Source organism: Laceyella sacchari (genome assembly GCF_024927925.1).
GTDB lineage: Bacteria > Bacillota > Bacilli > Thermoactinomycetales > Thermoactinomycetaceae > Laceyella > Laceyella sacchari.
In genome coordinates, this window is record NZ_CP103866.1 from 2,830,874 (window position 1) to 2,848,273 (window position 17,400).

17 protein-coding genes are annotated in these 17,400 nt (G+C 50.3%); 2 read left to right on the plus strand and 15 right to left on the minus strand.

The window, feature by feature from the left end:
* Positions 1 to 182: 182 nt before the first annotated feature.
* Entirely contained in the window at positions 183 to 491 is a 309-nt protein-coding gene (locus tag NYR52_RS13865) for a YerC/YecD family TrpR-related protein (protein WP_132221127.1), read from the minus strand.
* A gap of 873 nt (positions 492 to 1,364) precedes the next feature.
* Here NYR52_RS13865 and NYR52_RS13870 point away from each other — a divergent pair.
* A complete protein-coding gene (locus NYR52_RS13870) occupies positions 1,365 to 2,693 on the plus strand; it encodes a UDP-glucose dehydrogenase family protein (protein ID WP_259435845.1) in 1,329 nt (442 codons plus the stop codon).
* Between the two features lie 36 nt (positions 2,694 to 2,729).
* Positions 2,730 to 3,167 (plus strand): peptidylprolyl isomerase, encoded by a 438-nt coding sequence (locus NYR52_RS13875; protein WP_259435846.1) that lies wholly within the window; start codon positions 2,730 to 2,732, stop codon positions 3,165 to 3,167.
* 68 nt (positions 3,168 to 3,235) lie between these two features.
* Here the strand turns inward: NYR52_RS13875 and NYR52_RS13880 are convergent, their stop codons facing one another.
* The 14 genes from NYR52_RS13880 to NYR52_RS13945 form a co-directional block, all read right to left on the minus strand.
* Complete coding sequence (locus NYR52_RS13880) at positions 3,236 to 3,823, minus strand: N-acetylmuramoyl-L-alanine amidase family protein (RefSeq protein ID WP_259435847.1); 588 nt, start codon at positions 3,821 to 3,823, stop codon at positions 3,236 to 3,238.
* Positions 3,824 to 4,005: 182 nt separating this feature from the next.
* Positions 4,006 to 4,638: a nitroreductase family protein gene (locus NYR52_RS13885; protein ID WP_132221133.1), complete on the minus strand. Its 633-nt coding sequence runs from the start codon at positions 4,636 to 4,638 to the stop codon at positions 4,006 to 4,008.
* 128 nt (positions 4,639 to 4,766) lie between these two features.
* Positions 4,767 to 6,128 carry a 23S rRNA (uracil(1939)-C(5))-methyltransferase RlmD gene (gene rlmD, locus NYR52_RS13890; RefSeq protein WP_259436772.1) on the minus strand — a complete coding sequence of 454 codons (1,362 nt, stop codon included), beginning with the start codon at positions 6,126 to 6,128 and terminating at the stop codon, positions 4,767 to 4,769.
* A 125-nt stretch (positions 6,129 to 6,253) separates the two neighbouring features.
* Positions 6,254 to 7,138: a diacylglycerol kinase gene (locus NYR52_RS13895; RefSeq protein WP_132221135.1), complete on the minus strand. Its 885-nt coding sequence runs from the start codon at positions 7,136 to 7,138 to the stop codon at positions 6,254 to 6,256.
* A gap of 202 nt (positions 7,139 to 7,340) precedes the next feature.
* Positions 7,341 to 8,642 carry an NCS2 family permease gene (locus tag NYR52_RS13900; RefSeq protein WP_132221137.1) on the minus strand — a complete coding sequence of 434 codons (1,302 nt, stop codon included), beginning with the start codon at positions 8,640 to 8,642 and terminating at the stop codon, positions 7,341 to 7,343.
* Positions 8,643 to 8,848: 206 nt separating this feature from the next.
* Positions 8,849 to 10,264, minus strand: a complete 1,416-nt coding sequence (gene gnd, locus NYR52_RS13905) for an NADP-dependent phosphogluconate dehydrogenase (protein ID WP_259435848.1) — start codon at positions 10,262 to 10,264, stop codon at positions 8,849 to 8,851.
* A 60-nt stretch (positions 10,265 to 10,324) separates the two neighbouring features.
* Complete coding sequence (locus NYR52_RS13910; RefSeq protein WP_259435849.1) at positions 10,325 to 11,419, minus strand: HupE/UreJ family protein; 1,095 nt, start codon at positions 11,417 to 11,419, stop codon at positions 10,325 to 10,327.
* A gap of 158 nt (positions 11,420 to 11,577) precedes the next feature.
* Positions 11,578 to 12,345: a sirohydrochlorin chelatase gene (locus tag NYR52_RS13915; RefSeq protein ID WP_259435850.1), complete on the minus strand. Its 768-nt coding sequence runs from the start codon at positions 12,343 to 12,345 to the stop codon at positions 11,578 to 11,580.
* Between the two features lie 32 nt (positions 12,346 to 12,377).
* On the minus strand, positions 12,378 to 12,689 hold the full coding sequence (locus tag NYR52_RS13920) for a hypothetical protein (RefSeq protein ID WP_132221145.1): 312 nt from the start codon (positions 12,687 to 12,689) through the stop codon (positions 12,378 to 12,380).
* Positions 12,690 to 12,748: 59 nt separating this feature from the next.
* Complete coding sequence (gene gatB / locus NYR52_RS13925; protein WP_022737052.1) at positions 12,749 to 14,182, minus strand: Asp-tRNA(Asn)/Glu-tRNA(Gln) amidotransferase subunit GatB; 1,434 nt, start codon at positions 14,180 to 14,182, stop codon at positions 12,749 to 12,751.
* Complete coding sequence (gatA, locus tag NYR52_RS13930; protein ID WP_132221146.1) at positions 14,179 to 15,645, minus strand: Asp-tRNA(Asn)/Glu-tRNA(Gln) amidotransferase subunit GatA; 1,467 nt, start codon at positions 15,643 to 15,645, stop codon at positions 14,179 to 14,181. Before gatA ends, gatB begins: the two co-directional genes overlap by 4 nt.
* 15 nt (positions 15,646 to 15,660) lie before the next feature.
* Positions 15,661 to 15,948 (minus strand): Asp-tRNA(Asn)/Glu-tRNA(Gln) amidotransferase subunit GatC, encoded by a 288-nt coding sequence (gatC, locus tag NYR52_RS13935; protein WP_022737054.1) that lies wholly within the window; start codon positions 15,946 to 15,948, stop codon positions 15,661 to 15,663.
* Between the two features lie 247 nt (positions 15,949 to 16,195).
* Positions 16,196 to 17,065 (minus strand): LysR family transcriptional regulator, encoded by an 870-nt coding sequence (locus NYR52_RS13940; protein ID WP_259435851.1) that lies wholly within the window; start codon positions 17,063 to 17,065, stop codon positions 16,196 to 16,198.
* Positions 17,052 to 17,351 (minus strand): hypothetical protein, encoded by a 300-nt coding sequence (locus NYR52_RS13945; RefSeq protein ID WP_132221150.1) that lies wholly within the window; start codon positions 17,349 to 17,351, stop codon positions 17,052 to 17,054. Before NYR52_RS13945 ends, NYR52_RS13940 begins: the two co-directional genes overlap by 14 nt.
* Positions 17,352 to 17,400 lie beyond the last annotated feature (49 nt).

Sequence of the window (17,400 nt, forward strand, 5' to 3'; positions counted from 1 at the left end):
AAGCATTATTATACACTGGGTATTGTGGCAAAAGAAAACCCCGCCTATATGAATAAGCGGGGACTATTTGGTGACAAAGGGCCGGAACCGTTTTTTGCGCGCTTGCCTCCCGCGGTCACGTCAGCGAAAAAAGCAGTTGTTGCCACGATCGCTCTTCGGGGTACCGGCCTTCTTGCCTGCGATCAGGCTTTGTTGCCTTCCTCTTTATACAGGCGATCCAAAGCGAGCTTATACCCATCCGTGCCGTAATGAAGACACCGTTTGACGCGGGAGATCGTAGCCGTGCTCGCTCCCGTCTCCGTCTCAATCTGGTTGTAGGTGTAACCCTCTTCCAACATGCGCGCCACTTCCAAGCGTTGCGCAAGGGATTTGATCTCATTCACGGTACAGAGATCTTCGAAAAATCGATAGCAATCTTCCATATTCTCTAGATGAAGTACTGCATTGAACAATTGCTCGACTTCTTTTTTATTCAACTTGTTGAGTTGCATCCTTTTTCCTCCTCATGGCGAGGGCTTATAGCTTTTACTCTTTAAAGTAACACATTCTTTCATGTGTGAAAAGATTTTTGTCCTATTCCCTTTCAACCAAATGCCCTGACCCCTCCGCATGTGCAGCTTACCGCACGTGGGTGGGAACAGTCGGCAGAAGCCCCACTATTCATAAGAGTAAGCGCTTTCTGTCTGTGTCCATTTACAGTATACAAGAACTACTTGTTTTTGGCACGTCTTTTGCGATCATCCCCGATGCCACTGATCTGCTCGACATAGGTGGCTGAAAAATTATTCACGGGCGAAAGATGCGCACCATGATGCACAATTGGTACAATGGAGGAAAGAGTTTCCACTGACGAAACGAGGTGATGGTTTGTGTATCAAGGTGAAACATAAGAGCTACAAGAGTTCAAGTAATCCACTGCGTCAGCAAAGACCGGAAGCAGCAGGCGCTCTTCCGTGTGGAGCGGCCAGGCTTCGCCGGTTTCGGCATAAATAAATCAAATCAACCTTTCATCCTTCCTCAACCCATTTTTTACAAAAGCCACCTAATATAAAATATAGGGAATTTTTGCTTTCAATGGAGATGACAGGCTTGCGCCGCCTCGTCCATCACCTTCACGGCCAAAGGGGCATCATCCAGCTCCTCGCTCCTGAAGTCAATAAAGGCGAACATGTCGTCGATCAAGTCGCTCTTTCGCGAGTTTTCCCTTTTTTCTGTATCCTGATTGTTTGATTCCCTCTTCGATGAAACGAGTACCGTCGACGGATGCCTGAGAGAGGGCGCCAATCACACATCGGACGGGGTGTCGCCGGGTTGATGGAACCATGTTTGAAAAGAACGGCTCAACTTGCAAGGGAGGCAGAAACATGCACATCGGAGTTATCGGATTAGGCTATGTCGGATTGGTGACTGCGGTTTGCCTGGCCACTCAAGGGCACCGGGTCATCGGCGTGGACGTCGCGCAAGCCACCATCGACCAGTTGCAAAACGGAAAACCACCCATTTACGAAACAGGGCTTGCAGAGCTGTTGCGCCAAGCGCAGTCCGGCGGCGCAATCCGCTTCACGACGGATATCGCACATGCCATCAAAGAATCTACCGTCCTGTTTGTGACGGTGGAAACGCCTTCCCTGCCAGATGGCTCGCCCGACCTCAGCCAAGTGTGGGAAATATGTGACCAGCTAGCCATTTACGGGCAAGCGGGGCAGTTGGTCATCATCAAAAGCACCGTTCCGGTCGGGACAACCGATGCCTTCGCCGAACGGCTATCCAATAACCATCACATCCAATTTCTCGATGTGGTCCACAATCCAGATTTTTTGCAACAAGGGCGGGCGGTGGACGATTTCCTTTCCCCTGACCGCATCGTTGTCGGCTACGAAAACGAATCGACCATTCCTTTGATTAACGAACTGTATCATTTCAATCAAACGCCCATTCAATTTTGCCGGCGTACCAGCGCCGAACTTATCAATTATGCGGCCAACGCTTTTTTGGCGATGAAGATTTCCTATATCAACATGTTTAGCCAACTCTGCGAGACGTTTGGCGCAGATGTCACTGATATCGCGCAAAGCATTGAAAACGATCCCCACATGGCCCCGCATTTTCTCAAAGCGGGTATCGGCTATGGCGGTTCATGCATCCCGAAAGACATCCACACACTGATTCAGACGACTCGGGCGGAGGGAGTCCCCTTGCCGCTATTGGAAGCGGCTGACCGAGTCAACGCTTGGCAAATGGCGCGCTTCGTGGAAAGAATCGAACAACGTCTGGACGCGCTAGCCGATAAACGCATCGCCTTGTTCGGACTCTCCTGCAAACCGGGAACTGACGATATCCGAGAAGCCCCCTCCCTTCGGTTCACCGAGATCACCTTGGCCAAGGGGGCCCACATCGTTGCGCACGACCCATTGGTGAAGGCGTTTCCTTATCCTCAAGTGGAATTATTTTCTGATCCATACACCTGCATGCAAGGCGCAGATGCCATCGTCATTCTGACGGACTGGCCCGATTTCCGCGCCATTAATTGGAAACGCATGTGTGAATTACCTAAAGAACCGCTCTTATTTGATGGGTGCAACCTATTCTCCATTCAAGAAATCAAGATGTTAGCCGGGTCTTGCCCGTTGGAGTACCATTCCATCGGTCGCCCCTGTGTAAAGACATTTGAATCCGAGAAACAGGTAAGGTAGAATGAGAAACGTATTGCGAAGAGAGGAGAGTTTCACATGGCGATCAAAGGCCGTATCGAACTGGAAAACGGGGGCCAAATTCTGATTGACTTTTTCCCCGAAGCTGCACCTAACACCGTGAAGAACTTCCAAAAATTGGCGAACGAAGGGTTTTACAACGGACTCACCTTCCACCGGGTCATCCCCGGCTTCGTCAGCCAAGGCGGTTGCCCCCATGGCATCGGCACGGGAGACGCAGGATACACCATCCCTTGCGAAACGAAAAACAACCCACACCGCCATGTACCAGGTGCGCTATCCATGGCCCATCGCGGCCCAGACACAGGTTCCTGCCAATTCTTCATCGTGCATGAGCCCCAGCCTCATTTGGACGGGGTCCACACGGTATTTGGTCAAGTGACATCCGGCATGGAATACGTAACCAGCATGAAACAAGGCGAAAAAATGAAAAACGTAGAAGTATGGGAAGAATAAACCCAACAAAAAGACTGCTACCCTAATCAAGGTTAGCAGTCTATTTCAATTCTTTAGCTGAAAAATCACTAAACACTCGCCTCTTCTTTCCGTCTGCATTTATAAATGCGGGCAATGCCATCAGCGATGCACTTGGCGTACTCTTCTAAAAATGATTCATGGGATAACAGGTGATTGTCTTCTTCATGGGTGATATATAATGATTTGACTGCAATCGCCGGCATCTTCACTTGTCTCAGCTCCAACATCTGTCCGTCAATCCACTCCGTGTCGTTCTTCTTTCCCAAATCCGCCACCCCGTGCTTGCGCATGAATAAGGCGATTTGATTATGCAGCCAACATTGGATCCGGCGTGTTTCGCATCCGGCGACCACGCTGACATAGGAAGCGAAGCCCGATGCTTTCGGATCAAGGGAAGCGTTGGTATGGATACTTAAAAATAAATCCGCACCGCACTGATTGGCCCATTGAATGCGCTCCTCTGTACTGGTCGTGACATCCATCGAGCGTGTCATCGTCACCTGAAGGCCATCATAGCGAAGCAGTTGCCTGCGGATGTGACGGGCGATGTTTAAGCACACCTCTTTTTCCGATAATTTATTCCCAACCGCTCCGTAATCCGCACCACCGTGTCCCGGATCTAAGCAAACTAACACCACAATGTCACCTCACGACTCACCATTCTCCACTCCTCGTCGTCTTATCCATTAGTTCCCGTCTTACACTATACCAAAACACCATTCCACGCCAAACTTTTTCTTTTTTCGTGGAGCGGGCCGATTCGGAAAAGAAGGAAGGCGACATTCCACTTGGAACATCGCCTTAAAAACCCGTCACGTCAAAAACGGTCTTGAATCACCAATTGATCGAGCGGCAACCGGTTGGTCGGACGGGCCGGAGCTTCGGCTTTCCCCACAGATATCAACATAACAGGTACATACCGTGCGGGAATGTTAAATTCCTCGATCAGCGCCTGCCGGTTGAAACCGCCCATGGGACAAGTGTCATACCCCTTCGCTTTCGCTGCCAACATCAGTTGCATAGCCGACAACGACGCATTCATTATCGCTTCATCGCGCGCAAATTGCGGGTTGTTGGTATACGCGCCATCAATTTGCGAAATCATGTTGTCGTGGATTTGTTGGGTGATGTGCCCTTCTTTCAACGCTTCGCCATAGATCTGATGCCCCGTTTTATTCGCTTCCAAATCCCCCAGCACCGCTATCGTGACGCAAGAGTCAACCACTTGCTCTTGGTTGTAAGCGATCGGTAACAATTTTTGCTTTTGCTCAGGCGAAGAGATGACGAGATACCGCCAATGTTGCAAGTTCCAGGATGAAGGGGCTTTGGCCGCCAGTGTAAGGATTTCCTCCAGATCCGCTTGTGGCATTTCCACTCCTTTTTGGTACTTGCGCACACTGCCGCGAGCTAGCATCACTTCGATAGCCGACGCCGCTGTCGATTGTGTCATGAGCGATTTCCACCTTTCATAAAAAATAACTCGTTAAACTCATTTTACTATATTATAGTAACTAAGTATACAAAAATAATAAAGACCTCAAAAACAAAAAAAACTTTCTTTCACATGCTTGCCACTGGTTATGAGCGAGGCTCCCTCACCAACAGCGTACAACACTCCACATGGCCCGTTTGTGGAAACATGTCTACCGGTTGCACTTCCTGCACCCGATATCCCAATTCCAGGAGCAACTTGGCATCCCGGGCAAGGGTGGCGGAGTTGCAGGAAACATAAACCAACCGCTCCGGACGCATGTCAGCCACCGTCTTAAGTAACACAGGGTCACACCCTTTGCGCGGTGGATCAACAATGACCACATCCGGTTTAATCCCTTCTTCCAACCATTTGGGCATCACTTCCTCCGCGGCTCCGACAGCGAAATGAGCGTGAGTGATCCCATTCAATCGGGCGTTAGCTTTGGCGTCGCGAATCGCCTCTGGCACAATTTCCACGCCGTACACCTGTTTGGCATGTTTAGCCAAGTACAGGGCGATGGTGCCGATGCCGCAATAAGCGTCGATGACGGTCTCGTTTCCGGTCAAGGCGGCATAGCGCAAAACCTGATCGTACAGCACTTTGGTCTGGCTGGTGTTCACTTGGTAGAAGGAATGGGGAGAGATGGCGAATTTCACATCGCCAATGGTATCGTGAATCACTTCTTTTCCCCACAATCGCTTGTTTTTGGGACCCAAGATCACATTCGTCCGCTTGCTATTGATGTTTTGCACCAACGATGTCAGCTCTGGAAACGCCGCCACCAGCCGTTTAACCAACTCCTTGCGCTTGGGCAGGTATTCTCCGTTTGTGACTAGCACAATCATCATTTCTCCGGTGTTGGAACCGATTCGCACCATGACATGGCGCAACACCCCCGCATGTTTTTGCTCGTTATAGATGGGGATGCCCAACTCCTCGGCCTGCGCCTTGACGAAGCGAATAGCCGCATCATTTAATTCGTGCTGGATTACGCACGATTCCATGTCAATGATATTATGAGACCCCGGTGAGTAAAAGCCGGCGACTACTTTTCCCTGCCGCCGCCCGAACGGCACTTGCGCTTTATTGCGATAGCGCCACGGATCACTCATTCCCAACACCGGATGGATCAGCACATCATCCATCCCGCCAATCCGTTTGAAATGGTCAGCCACCTGTTGCCGTTTGTGCTTCAACTGCGCTTCATAGGAAAGGTGCTGGGACTGGCAGCCACCGCAAGCCTCATAGACGGGGCAAACCGGTTCGATCCGATCGGGATGGGCTTGCACCAGCTCCAACAGCTTGCCGCGCGCGTAATTTTTTTTGACGGATTCGATCCGTACCCGCACAGTTTCACCGGGCACAGTCAAAGGGACAAAAACGGCGAATCCCTCATATTTGCCCACACCGGCTCCGTCATGAGCCTGTCCCGTCACCTCTAACTCAATCATTTGTCCTGGCTGCACAACCAACAGTCATTCCTCCATTAGCTATCATAATCTTCTATACCGTTCCGCCTGCTACAAGGCCCGATGGGACGTGCGGCTTTTATCCATTCATGAAAAAAACGTCCACCGCTGTATGATGAACGCTAAGGGCAAAAAATCTCGAGACGGCGCGGCATAATCTCAAACCTTCCCACCAAATGGCCGCCATGTTCCCCATCCAAATTCAGCTTCAATGTTTCAGGCGAGTCTACGTCGATTTGTTCCGTTTGGAAATAAACCACCCGCGAATCATGCACATGCTCCCCCTTCATGGCCAATGTTGCCAATTGCAGGAGATCGGTCATGTTGGTCTTGGGCACTACCAATACATCAAACAGACCATCACTGATATCGGCCGTGGGCGCCAACCGTTCAAAACCGCCTACCGACACGCTGTTGGCAATAATAAAGAGCAGGACTTCCGCTTCCCACTCCCCGCGCGGAGTCTGCAAACGCAACGGAAATGGCTTATGCAAGGTTCCCAGCTTCTCAATCGCTTTTGCATAATAAGCGAAAGGACCCATCATGGTCTTCAGGCGGCTGGGCGCTTCATAAGTAACTTCGGTAATTCTTCCCGCAGCGGCCACGTTGATGAAATAACGCTCACCGAATTTGCCCACATCAACCAAGGTGGTTCGGCTCCCAGTGATGACATCGCATGCTGCCAAAATGTCCCGTGGCAACCGCAACGCCCGCGCCAAATCGTTGGTTGTTCCCGCTGGCAAGATGCCCAATTTGGGTGGATGCTCACATCCGGCCAAGCCATTGACCACTTCATGAATCGTCCCGTCCCCTCCCGCAGCGATCACGACATCAAACTTCCGTTCCGCCGCCTGGCGCGCTTCCTCCGCTGCCGTCCAACGTTCGGTCGTTGCATAGCAAGAGGTTTCAAACCCGGCTTGTTCCAATTTGGTCAGCAGCTGTGGCAATTGCTTGACGACCAATTCCCGACCCGCAGTTGGATTATAAATCAGGCGAGCGCGTTTCATTTCACTGCCACCCCCCTGTATGCTCTCACGGATGCTTCCATTATGATTTTAGTTTACCCAACTTCCACCCCGACTTCACATTCAGATCGAACAATCCTGTGTCGATTTCCCCCGCCAACTGCCAACTCCCCGTTATCATGAGCGCAAAAAAGCCTTTTCCCGTAGCCAAATAGCCGGGAAAAGGCCAGGACACATGTTTCAATCAGTGTGGCAAGTAAACCAGTTGGAACAAGAACAGCACAGCAAACATATAAACCAGTGGATGAACCTGCTTACCTTCTCCTTTGCACAGCTTCATCAACGGATAGGAGACAAAGCCCAACGCGATACCGGTAGCGATGCTGGAGGTCAATGGCATGCTCAGAATCACCAGAAAAGCAGGAAACGCTTCATCAATGCGGTCCCACTTGATATGGGCCACATGCCCCATCATCAGTGAACCGACCACGATCAGTGCGGGTGCGGTGATTGCCGACAGCCCTGACACGGCACCGATCAACGGGCTGAAGAAAGCGGACACCGCAAACAGCAAAGCCACTACAACCGCCGTCAATCCTGTCCGTCCTCCTGTCGCTACACCTGATGCCGATTCAATGTAAGCAGAAGTTGGGCTCGTTCCAAAAATCGAACCGATGAGAGTTGCCAGCGAATCGGCCAGGATGGTCCGCTCCCCGCGCGGCAGGTGATCCCCGTCCATCAGCTTCGCTTGTTTAGCCACTCCCAACACGGTGCCGGTGGTGTCAAACAGCGTCACCAGCAAAAAGGAAAATACGACTGCATACAAGCCGAAATCAATCACATCCTGCACAGCGGTGACCGGATTGGAAACCGCCAACTGTTCAGGTATGCGAGGCAAAGACACGATTCCTTTGTCAAATGACAATTTCCCCATCAAGGTAGCGATGATTCCCGTGCCCAGCATCCCGATAAACAGAGCACCATTGATGTTTAGTGCCAGGCAGATCAAAGTAATCGCCAAACCGATCAAGGTGAGAATCACCGAAGGGGAGTGCAGATCGCCAAGTGCAACCAAGTTGCTTGGATGATCTACCACCAACCCTGACATGCGCAATCCGATAAACGCGATGAACAAACCGATTCCGGCGGTGATGGCGCTTTTCAAATTGCCGGGAATCACTTCGATCAGTTTGGTTCTCAGAGGAGTCAAGGACAGCAGAACAAACAGCACTCCCGCGACGAAAACAGCGGCAAACGCAGCCTCATACCCCAATCCCTTGTGCCCCTGCACCACAGAATAGGCAAAATAAGCATTCAACCCCATCGCTGGCGCAATCGCAATCGGATAATTGGCGAACAATCCCATGATCAGGGTACCGACAATCGTTGCGATTACCGTAGCCATAAAGCTCATTTCAAACGGAACACCGGCATCTTTCAAAATAATCGGGTTGACCACAATAATATATGACATTGTGAAAAACGTCGTCAGACCGGCGACGATTTCATTTCGTACAGTCGAGCCAGCTTTTTTGATATTAAACATGAATGAGTTCCTCCGAAACACGAATATTAAACATCACAACAACAATATTATTCGTTTTTTAATCTTTTTTCAATGGGTGATTTTTCTATCTGTGCTAACCCGGTCAATAACAGGATGCATCCTCCCCTCCCAAACCATGCAAAAAAACAGCACCTTTCCCCAGTTGATAAGGAAAGGTGCTGTTTTCGCTTTCGTTCTTTTGCCGATTATTTATCCAGCCATTGGGTGTGAAACACGCCTTCTTTGTCCACCCGCTGGTAAGTGTGCGCTCCAAAATAATCCCGTTGTGCTTGCAACAGGTTGGCAGGCAGCTGCTCAGAGCGGTAGCTGTCATAATAGCTCAGTGCGCTGGCAAACGCCGGTACCGGGATGCCGTTGAGCACCGCTGCGGCAACCACTTCACGCCATGCTTCTTGATATTCTTCCACAATGCCTTTGAAATAGGGATCCAAGAGCAGGTTGGTCAAGCCGGGATCGCGGTCATACGCTTCCTTGATGTTTTGCAGGAAGCGAGCACGGATGATACAACCGCCACGGAAGATCATCGCGATTTCACCCGGCTTCAAATCCCAACCAAACTCGTCGGAAGCGGCTTTCATCTGTGCGAATCCCTGTGCGTAAGAACAGATTTTGCTCGCGTAAAGGGCTTTTCTGATCGACTCCACAAACGCTTTGCGGTCTTGAATTACGGTACAGCCCGGTTTCGGCCCAGAGAGCAGCTTGCTCGCTTTGATCCGCTCATCTTTCATCGCTGACAAAAAGCGTGCATACACCGATTCGGTGATGATAGTCAAAGGCACACCCAAGTCCAGCGAACTTTGGCTGGTCCATTTGCCTGTCCCTTTTTGGCCAGCGGTGTCCAAAATCTTTTCCACCAACGGCTCGCCGGTCTCTTCGTCCACTTTGGCGAAAATGTCAGCAGTAATCTCGATCAGGTAGCTGTCCAATTCGCCTTGATTCCACTCGGCGAACACTTCATGCAGTTCCCGGGCATCCATGTTCAAAAGGTGTTTCATCAAGAAGTATGCTTCACAGATCAACTGCATGTCCCCATACTCAATGCCGTTGTGAACCATTTTCACATAATGACCTGCTCCGTCCGGACCGATATATGTACAGCAGGGCTCCCCACTCACTTTGGCGGAGATGGCCGTCAGAATCGGCTCCACCAACTGATAAGCTTCACGCTGTCCGCCTGGCATGATCGCTGGCCCTTTCAACGCCCCTTCTTCACCGCCGGATACACCCGCGCCGATAAAGTGAATGCCCGCTTCAGACAGCTCTTTGTTGCGGCGAACCGTATCCTGATAGAACGTGTTCCCACCGTCGATCACGATGTCCCCAGGTTCCAGATACTTTTTCAACTGGGCGATCATATCATCCGTCGGCTTGCCCGCTTTCACCATCAACAAAACCCGTCGCGGACGTTCCAACGAATTGATAAATTCTTGCATCGTGTATGTGCCGACCAGTTTGCGTCCTGCATGCTCTTCCAGCATTTGTTTTGTTCTTTCCGGTGACCGGTTGAACAAGGACACGGTATATCCTCTGCTCTCAATATTCAAGGCCAAGTTTTTGCCCATGACTGCCAGGCCGATTACGCCAATATCACTTTTCGCCATCAGGCTCCACCCTTTCTTCTCATCACATTGGCCTCATCGGTGTCAATCTACCGTGAGGCTTTACAAATCAAACATCGGAATGTCCCATGCAAACGCCCGTTCCACAAACCAAGCCAGCCCGAACAAGGCGATCACGATGGTTAAGCCACGTGCCACAAGGACAGATGGCTTGTACCGCCAGGCATAAGTCAGCAAGGGCCACACCAAAGCGACTAGGACGATTTGTCCCACTTCTATCCCAATGTTAAACGAAAACAATGCCGTCAACAAATGGTTTTTCGGCAACTGGATATCCGCCAAAGAACCCGCAAATCCCAAACCATGAATCAATCCAAAATAAAACGTCAGCACCCAGCGCTTTACCCATGGTTTCCCTTGGGCCAACCAAACATTTTCCAACGCCACGAACAAAATGCTGAGGGCGATCAACGCTTCCACCCATTTAGACGGAACAACCAAGATATTCATCATCGCCAAGAACAATGTGATGGAATGCGCGACGGTAAACGAAGTAACCACCTTAAGCATCTCCCGCCAATGATCGCGCACCAGTAGAAGCGCCAGCAAAAAAGCCAAGTGGTCAAACCCAAACCAAATATGCTCCACGCCCAGCTGGAAAAATTCTTGCGCGGCCACCCACCAAGACAGAGCCGTTCCGGCATGAACCGTCAACTCCCTGACACTCTCGCTGAAGACAAATGTGCTCTTCGTTCCATTTTCCAAGAGGGTCAGCACATTTTGATGCTGTTTACCTGCTACGTCAAAAAACAGGTCGTCTACAAAGGATAGCTTGCCCAATTTTTGATTGGATGAATAAACCAACTTCAGTTCCACATGCGCATGGTTCTGCCACTCTGTAGCCATTAAGCGCATCTGCATCGGCTGATCTTCATTGCTGATCTTAAAAGATTGACGGATTACGCGCTCCAGTTTGGATTTGGTTTCAGGTGACAATGGTTCATTTTGTTGCAATCGAATCCCATCGATCCGCGCCAGTAAGGCTGCTTCCACCAACATCTCCACGGTGAGAGATGTCTTTTGCAACGAGGCTTTCGTCGACACAATGGTCAACGGATGGGCGGACGTTTGATGCACAGGCAATAACAAAAATAAGGCCAGGACGAAGGTCAACCACCTGCACCACCCGTTTTGCATCGGCATCACTCCTTGTCAAACATACTCACGATTATATCACGTTTGAACGAAGGCATTTGCCCAACTAGCGAAAATGTTCATACGCCTATGCACCTCGGGTGTTGTCCTTTTGCTTTGAAATCATTAGAGAGTAGCATAGTCTGAAGCCCCCCTTATAGTCAAGGGGGGCTTATCGGTTTCACTGCCCATACTTCCTGCACAACCGCCTCGATCCAGCGCGGAATCAAAGGGCTGGGCAAATAAGCTTGCCCCGTGTACAGCACCTCGGCGCCACTGAGTCGCTTTGGCAACTTGTTCCGGGTAAAAGTGCCCTCGCTCAAAAAGAGGGGCACAACCAACACCCGGTACCTTGTTGACAACGCTAAAAGCTGCTGTCGTACATTGTCTGGCAACAAGGTCGCACAGGCAACAGCGGCAAATCCCAGCTTGGCTTGCAATTGCCGAGCCAAACTCTCCATCATCGCCTGCCACCGTTCCTGAAAACCATTCTGGTCACTCCCATGCCCCACCAATAATAACGCTTCTTCTGCTGGCTGGGTAGATAGAGAACCCGCCCGTTCGGCCAGTACCTCCACAATCAACGGATGATCATCCATGGCTGGGCACAAGCGAACAACCAGATCGCCTGGCACCGCCTGCTGAATCATTTCCTTGTGAGATTCGCCCCCCATGCCCAGCAGGTGACGGATCTCTTCTATATGGGTGCTTCCAGAGGAAACGAATAGTGGCACCGCGGCAAGGTCAGTCACCCCTTGCTGTTTCAGCGACGCGATCCCTTGCGCTACCGACCGTCCAGGCACATACTCCAAAAAACTGGTCGCCAGCGGAGCATCTACTGCCGCTTGGGACACAGCACAGTCAACCAAGTGCACCCAATCTTTGTTTTTTGAACCATGCGCGATCACCAGCACACCGCGTTTACCCATCCAGCCTCACCCCTGTGTTTTCAACTGCCTGTTTATGCTCTTTTTCGATAAATGCGGCGGTACGATTGCAGGCAGAGAAAAGCGAAAAACACGCTAACCAACCCGCTCAATATGCTTTCAGACACCAGCAATAGATTCACCAACCCGTCGGCCACCAGCAACCCGATTGTAATCAAATACACATAACGGGAAAACGGCTTACCTCTCAGCTCATAAAAAGTGACATAAAAATAAAGTGCTACCAAAAATGAATGTACGGCAAAGACGGGCAATTGAGCGACAAACAGTTGATAAAGCCCTCCGCCGAGAAACAAGACAGCGATGATCAGGTAAAAGCCCAACATCTCTGTCGCCCCCTTTTTAAAAGGAGCCCGCCTCTTTGAAAGGCGAGCTCCCCAACCTTTTATAGTCCGATTTCTTCTTTAATCAATTTATTGACCAGTTGCGGATTGGCTTTCCCTTTGGTCGCTTTCATCACTTGACCCACGAGGAAACCGAGTGCGCGGTCTTTGCCGTTTTTCAAGTCTTCCACCGACTCTTGGTTGGCCGCCAACACTTTGGTCACTTCCTCACGCAACTGCCCTTCGTCGCTGATTTGGACAAGGCCCTTCTCTTCGACGATCACATTTGGTTCTTTACCAGTTTCAAGCATCTCTTTAAACACTTTTTTAGCGATTTTGGTGCTGATCGTCCCTTTTTGGATCAGTTGAATCATGCCAGCCAGATGAGCGGGCGTCATCACGATGTCCGTGATCTCTTTCCCTTCCGCATTGAGGTAGCCCAACAGATCAGTAATCACCCAGTTGGAGGCCAATTTGGGGTCGACATTGGCCGCAACCACTTGCTCATAATAATCGGCAACTGCCTTGGTATTGGTAAGAATCGTGGCATCGTAGTCGGACAGTTGGAATTCTGTCATATAACGCTCCTTACGAGCATCCGGCAACTCCGGCAACTCGCGACGGATCGCTTCTTTCCAATCCTCTGAAATATGCAGGCGCACCAGGTCCGGTTCTGGGAAATAGCGGTAGTCATGCGCTTCTTCCTTGCTGCGCATCAACTTGGTGCGATTTTCATTTTCCAACCAGCGCAAGGTCTGCTGAGTGATCTTCTCGCCCCGATCCAACATCTCCGCTTGGCGTCCTTGCTCATACTCCAGCGCCCGCTCCACATTGCGGAACGAGTTGAGGTTTTTCATTTCCGTTTTGGTGCCAAACTCTTTTTGTCCCACCGGCCGTAAGCTGATGTTGGCATCACAGCGAAGCGATCCTTCTTCCATCTTCACATCGGACACGCCGGTGTACTGAATGATCTGCTTCAATTTCTCCAGATATGCTCTGGCTTCCGCCGGAGAGCGCAAATCAGGCTCTGATACAATCTCGATCAATGGCACTCCGACCCGGTTGAAATCGACGAGAGAGCCTTCTCCCTCTTCCAGGTGGTTCAGCTTTCCTGCATCCTCTTCCAAATGCAGGCGTGTGATCCCGATTCGTTTTTTCTCCCCGTCCACCTCAATCTCAATCCAGCCGTTTTGCCCGATGGGTTGGTCATACTGCGAGATTTGATACGCTTTGGGTGAGTCTGGATAGAAGTAGTTTTTCCGATCAAACTTGCTGTATTCGGCGATCTCGCAGTTCAAGGCCATAGCAGCCTTGATCGCGAAGTTGACCGCTTCTTTGTTAAGCACCGGCAGCACTCCGGGATGTCCCAGGCACACCGGGCAGGTGTGGCTATTTGGCGGAGCCCCGAATTCCGTAGAACAGCCGCAGAAAATCTTGGTTTTCGTGGAAAGCTCCACATGGACTTCCAGTCCGATCACCGTTTCATATTTGCTCATGCTTGTTTCCCTCCCAACGGCGGAACAGGCAGTCGTTCCGTTTCTTGCTCAAACGCGTGTGCCACACGGAGTACGGTCGCTTCGTCAAATGCTTTGCCGATGATTTGCAGGCCGACCGGCAAACCTTCAGCCAAGCCGCACGGCACGCTGATCGCGGGCAATCCAGCCAGGTTGACAGGGATGGTCAAGATGTCGTTCATGTACATCGTCAACGGATCGTTGATGTTTTCTCCGATCTTAAAGGCTGTCGTCGGCGTCGTCGGACCAACGATGACGTCATAGTCAGCGAATACCCGTTCAAAATCTTGACGGATCAAGGTGCGCACTTTTTGCGCTTTCAAATAGTACGCATCATAATAACCCGAGCTAAGCGCATACGTACCCAACATAATCCGCCGTTTCACTTCCGAGCCGAATCCTTGGCTACGCGTTTCAAGGTACATGTCCAACAGGTTTTGCCCTTGTTTGCGCACACCATAACGAACCCCGTCATAACGGGCCAAGTTGGACGATGCTTCCGCTGGAGCGATCAGATAATAAGCAGCCACGGCATAGTCGGAGTGAGGCAACGACACCTCTTCCACCACCGCTCCCATTTGTTCCAGCTTCTTGATCGCCGCTTGAACGCGCTCTTTAACCCCCGCATCGATCCCTTCACCCATCATCTCTTTGGGCACTGCCACTTTGAGCCCTTTGATATCGCCCGTTAAGGCGGACAAGAAGTCAGGCACGTCCACTTGGGCCGACGTAGAGTCTTTGGCATCATGCCCGGAAATCGCCTGCAACACATAAGCGGCGTCTTCCACGTTTTTGGTCAACGGACCGATCTGATCCAGCGATGAAGCAAAAGCGACAAGACCGTACCGGGAAACCCGTCCATAGGTAGGCTTAAGGCCGACCACGCCGCAAAACGCCGCTGGTTGCCGGATCGATCCGCCTGTGTCAGAGCCCAAAGCGTAATAAACTTCTCCCGCAGCGACAGCTGCCGCAGAACCGCCACTAGAACCACCCGGCACCCGGGAGAGGTCCCAAGGATTGTATGTAGGATGGAAACCGGAGTTTTCCGTAGAGCCACCCATGGCGAATTCATCCATGTTCAGTTTGCCGACAGTCACCGATTCAGCTTCAGCAAGCTTATCGACAACGGTGGCATTGTAAATCGGGTTGTAGTTGGCAAGCAACTGGCTGGCACAAGTAGTCGTCAGCCCCTCCGTGCACAAGTTATCTTTGAGCCCGGCCGGCAATCCTGCCAACAAGCCGCGTGTGGAGGAATTAGCCCACTTTTCATCCAGCTCTGCTGCTTGTTTGCGCGCCCCTTCTTCATCTACTTTCAAAAAAGCGCGCACGTCGCCGTCCACTTTCGCAATTTGCGCCAAGGACTCTTCAACCAAGTCACTTGCCGACAATTCGCGAGTGGAAAGTCGTTTATGTATTTCCTTCAATGAGTCACGCAATAAAGACATTCCCTTTCCCCCCTATTATTCAAATACAGCTGGCACACGGAACATGCCGTCTTGTTGCTCCGGCGCATTGGCCAATGCTTTGTCCCGCTCAAGCGAAGGCCGAACCTCATCTTCCCGAAGCACATTCTGCATGGGCAGGACATGGCTCGTCGGTTCCACGTTTTCTGTGTCCAACTCGTTCAGCTTTTCCACAAATTGAAGAATATCGTTAAGCTGGGTGGTGTATTGTTCCGCTTCTTCCTCGGACAACTTCAATCGGCCCAGCATCGCTACTTTTTGCACTTGTTCTTTGGAAATAGACAATTTTCTTCACCTCCGCAAACAATAAACCTTGCATCATAAGTCAAATCTTTTCACAGTATAGCACAAAAAGAAAGCCAACACTCACTAAGGAGTGCCGAGACGGATGACAAAGTGCCCTGAAGCGGGCTGTCTACCATCTGAACACTCGCAAAGGAATGTCGGCAACAGCCTGATTCACCTTTTACACAATAACAATCGAAATATTCCATCTCTTCTTGACGAAGCTTGTCTGCTTGTGAAATTATGTTCAGTATTGGCGGAAGTAGTCCTTGATGATCGCCACAAACGGCTCCAGTGTCTCCACTGCTTCCTCTTTGCAAATGAATACGATGCTCTCCTTTCGGTATTGTTTGGGGATGGGATAGATGCGAATCCATCCTTCCTGCATCAATTTGTCGCTCATGGAACGAGAAACGAGCGCCACTCCCATTCCAGAGCGCATGCACCCCAGCAAATTTTCAATCGTATAAAATTCTATTTTTTTATGAGGGATGATCTGTTCCTCAGTCAACCACCGTTCCAACTTGGCCCGGTATCGACATCCCTGCCGCAAAAGAAGCAACGTTTGATTTTGCAAGTCTTTATACGAGGTCAACGGGGGATGAGAAGCGTTCATAATCAAAACCAATTCTTCGTCGATAATGTACTCTTTGGCGAGCTTCACTTCTTTGTCGAAGTCAATCACCAACGCGCCATCCAATTCATTGGCAAGCACGGCATTGGTAAGCTCTTCGGTGGTGCCGGTCGACAAGGATAGGTTTACTTGGGGATGCAATTGATGGTAAAGGGAGATGATGGGTGACATGTGGAGATTGGATGTAATGACTGTCGCACCAACAGCCAAAGAATCGGGGGCGGGTGGCAGGTGATGGATGGACTGTTTCATTTCTTCATAAAGAGCTAGAATTTTTTTGGCGTATTCCAAAAAATCTTTTCCCTTCGGTGTCAATTCCACGCCCCGACCTGTTCGGTAAAACAACTGTGTCTGAAACACCGACTCAATCTTTTTGATCCGGTTGGAGACATTGGCCTGAACATAATTCAAGCGGACGGCCGCCTTGCTGATGCTTTTATGGGTGGCCACGGATTTAAATACTTCCAAATCACTGATATTCATGTCCCAGCATCACCTGTGTATGATTTTTTTTGATATCTATTATTAACACTAATAGTTTAACATAAATAAATTTAAACATTATAATGCAACCGCAAAATAATTGTTTAAATATTCCGTATAATGGAAGTGGATAGCATGGCTTTAACTTATCCAAAAGTGATCTCAAACCGCTATGAACAATGCGATCTTCAAGTGGGCGGACTCTGGCATCCGTGACATCCTCATCGGTTCCGAAAACCACCTTTTTAACTTTGCTTCCCTTCCCTCTTTTCTCTTTACCGCTCACAGTATGCATCATTACGATGCAAATACGATTTGCCATTTTAAAAATTGTA

What these genes read in the sequence shown, in the direction of transcription:
- NYR52_RS13865 (WP_132221127.1), bottom strand. Translation starts at nt 491, where the DNA reads ATGCAACTCAACAAGTTGAATAAAAAAGAAGTCGAGCAATTGTTCAAT.
- NYR52_RS13870 (WP_259435845.1), top strand. Translation starts at nt 1,365, where the DNA reads ATGCACATCGGAGTTATCGGATTAGGCTATGTCGGATTGGTGACTGCG.
- NYR52_RS13875 (WP_259435846.1), top strand. Translation starts at nt 2,730, where the DNA reads ATGGCGATCAAAGGCCGTATCGAACTGGAAAACGGGGGCCAAATTCTG.
- NYR52_RS13885 (WP_132221133.1), bottom strand. Translation starts at nt 4,638, where the DNA reads ATGACACAATCGACAGCGGCGTCGGCTATCGAAGTGATGCTAGCTCGC.
- NYR52_RS13895 (WP_132221135.1), bottom strand. Translation starts at nt 7,138, where the DNA reads ATGAAACGCGCTCGCCTGATTTATAATCCAACTGCGGGTCGGGAATTG.
- NYR52_RS13900 (WP_132221137.1), bottom strand. Translation starts at nt 8,642, where the DNA reads ATGTTTAATATCAAAAAAGCTGGCTCGACTGTACGAAATGAAATCGTC.
- gnd (WP_259435848.1), bottom strand. Translation starts at nt 10,264, where the DNA reads ATGGCGAAAAGTGATATTGGCGTAATCGGCCTGGCAGTCATGGGCAAA.
- NYR52_RS13910 (WP_259435849.1), bottom strand. Translation starts at nt 11,419, where the DNA reads ATGCAAAACGGGTGGTGCAGGTGGTTGACCTTCGTCCTGGCCTTATTT.
- NYR52_RS13915 (WP_259435850.1), bottom strand. Translation starts at nt 12,345, where the DNA reads ATGGGTAAACGCGGTGTGCTGGTGATCGCGCATGGTTCAAAAAACAAA.
- NYR52_RS13920 (WP_132221145.1), bottom strand. Translation starts at nt 12,689, where the DNA reads ATGTTGGGCTTTTACCTGATCATCGCTGTCTTGTTTCTCGGCGGAGGG.
- gatB (WP_022737052.1), bottom strand. Translation starts at nt 14,182, where the DNA reads ATGAGCAAATATGAAACGGTGATCGGACTGGAAGTCCATGTGGAGCTT.
- gatA (WP_132221146.1), bottom strand. Translation starts at nt 15,645, where the DNA reads ATGTCTTTATTGCGTGACTCATTGAAGGAAATACATAAACGACTTTCC.
- NYR52_RS13940 (WP_259435851.1), bottom strand. Translation starts at nt 17,065, where the DNA reads ATGAATATCAGTGATTTGGAAGTATTTAAATCCGTGGCCACCCATAAA.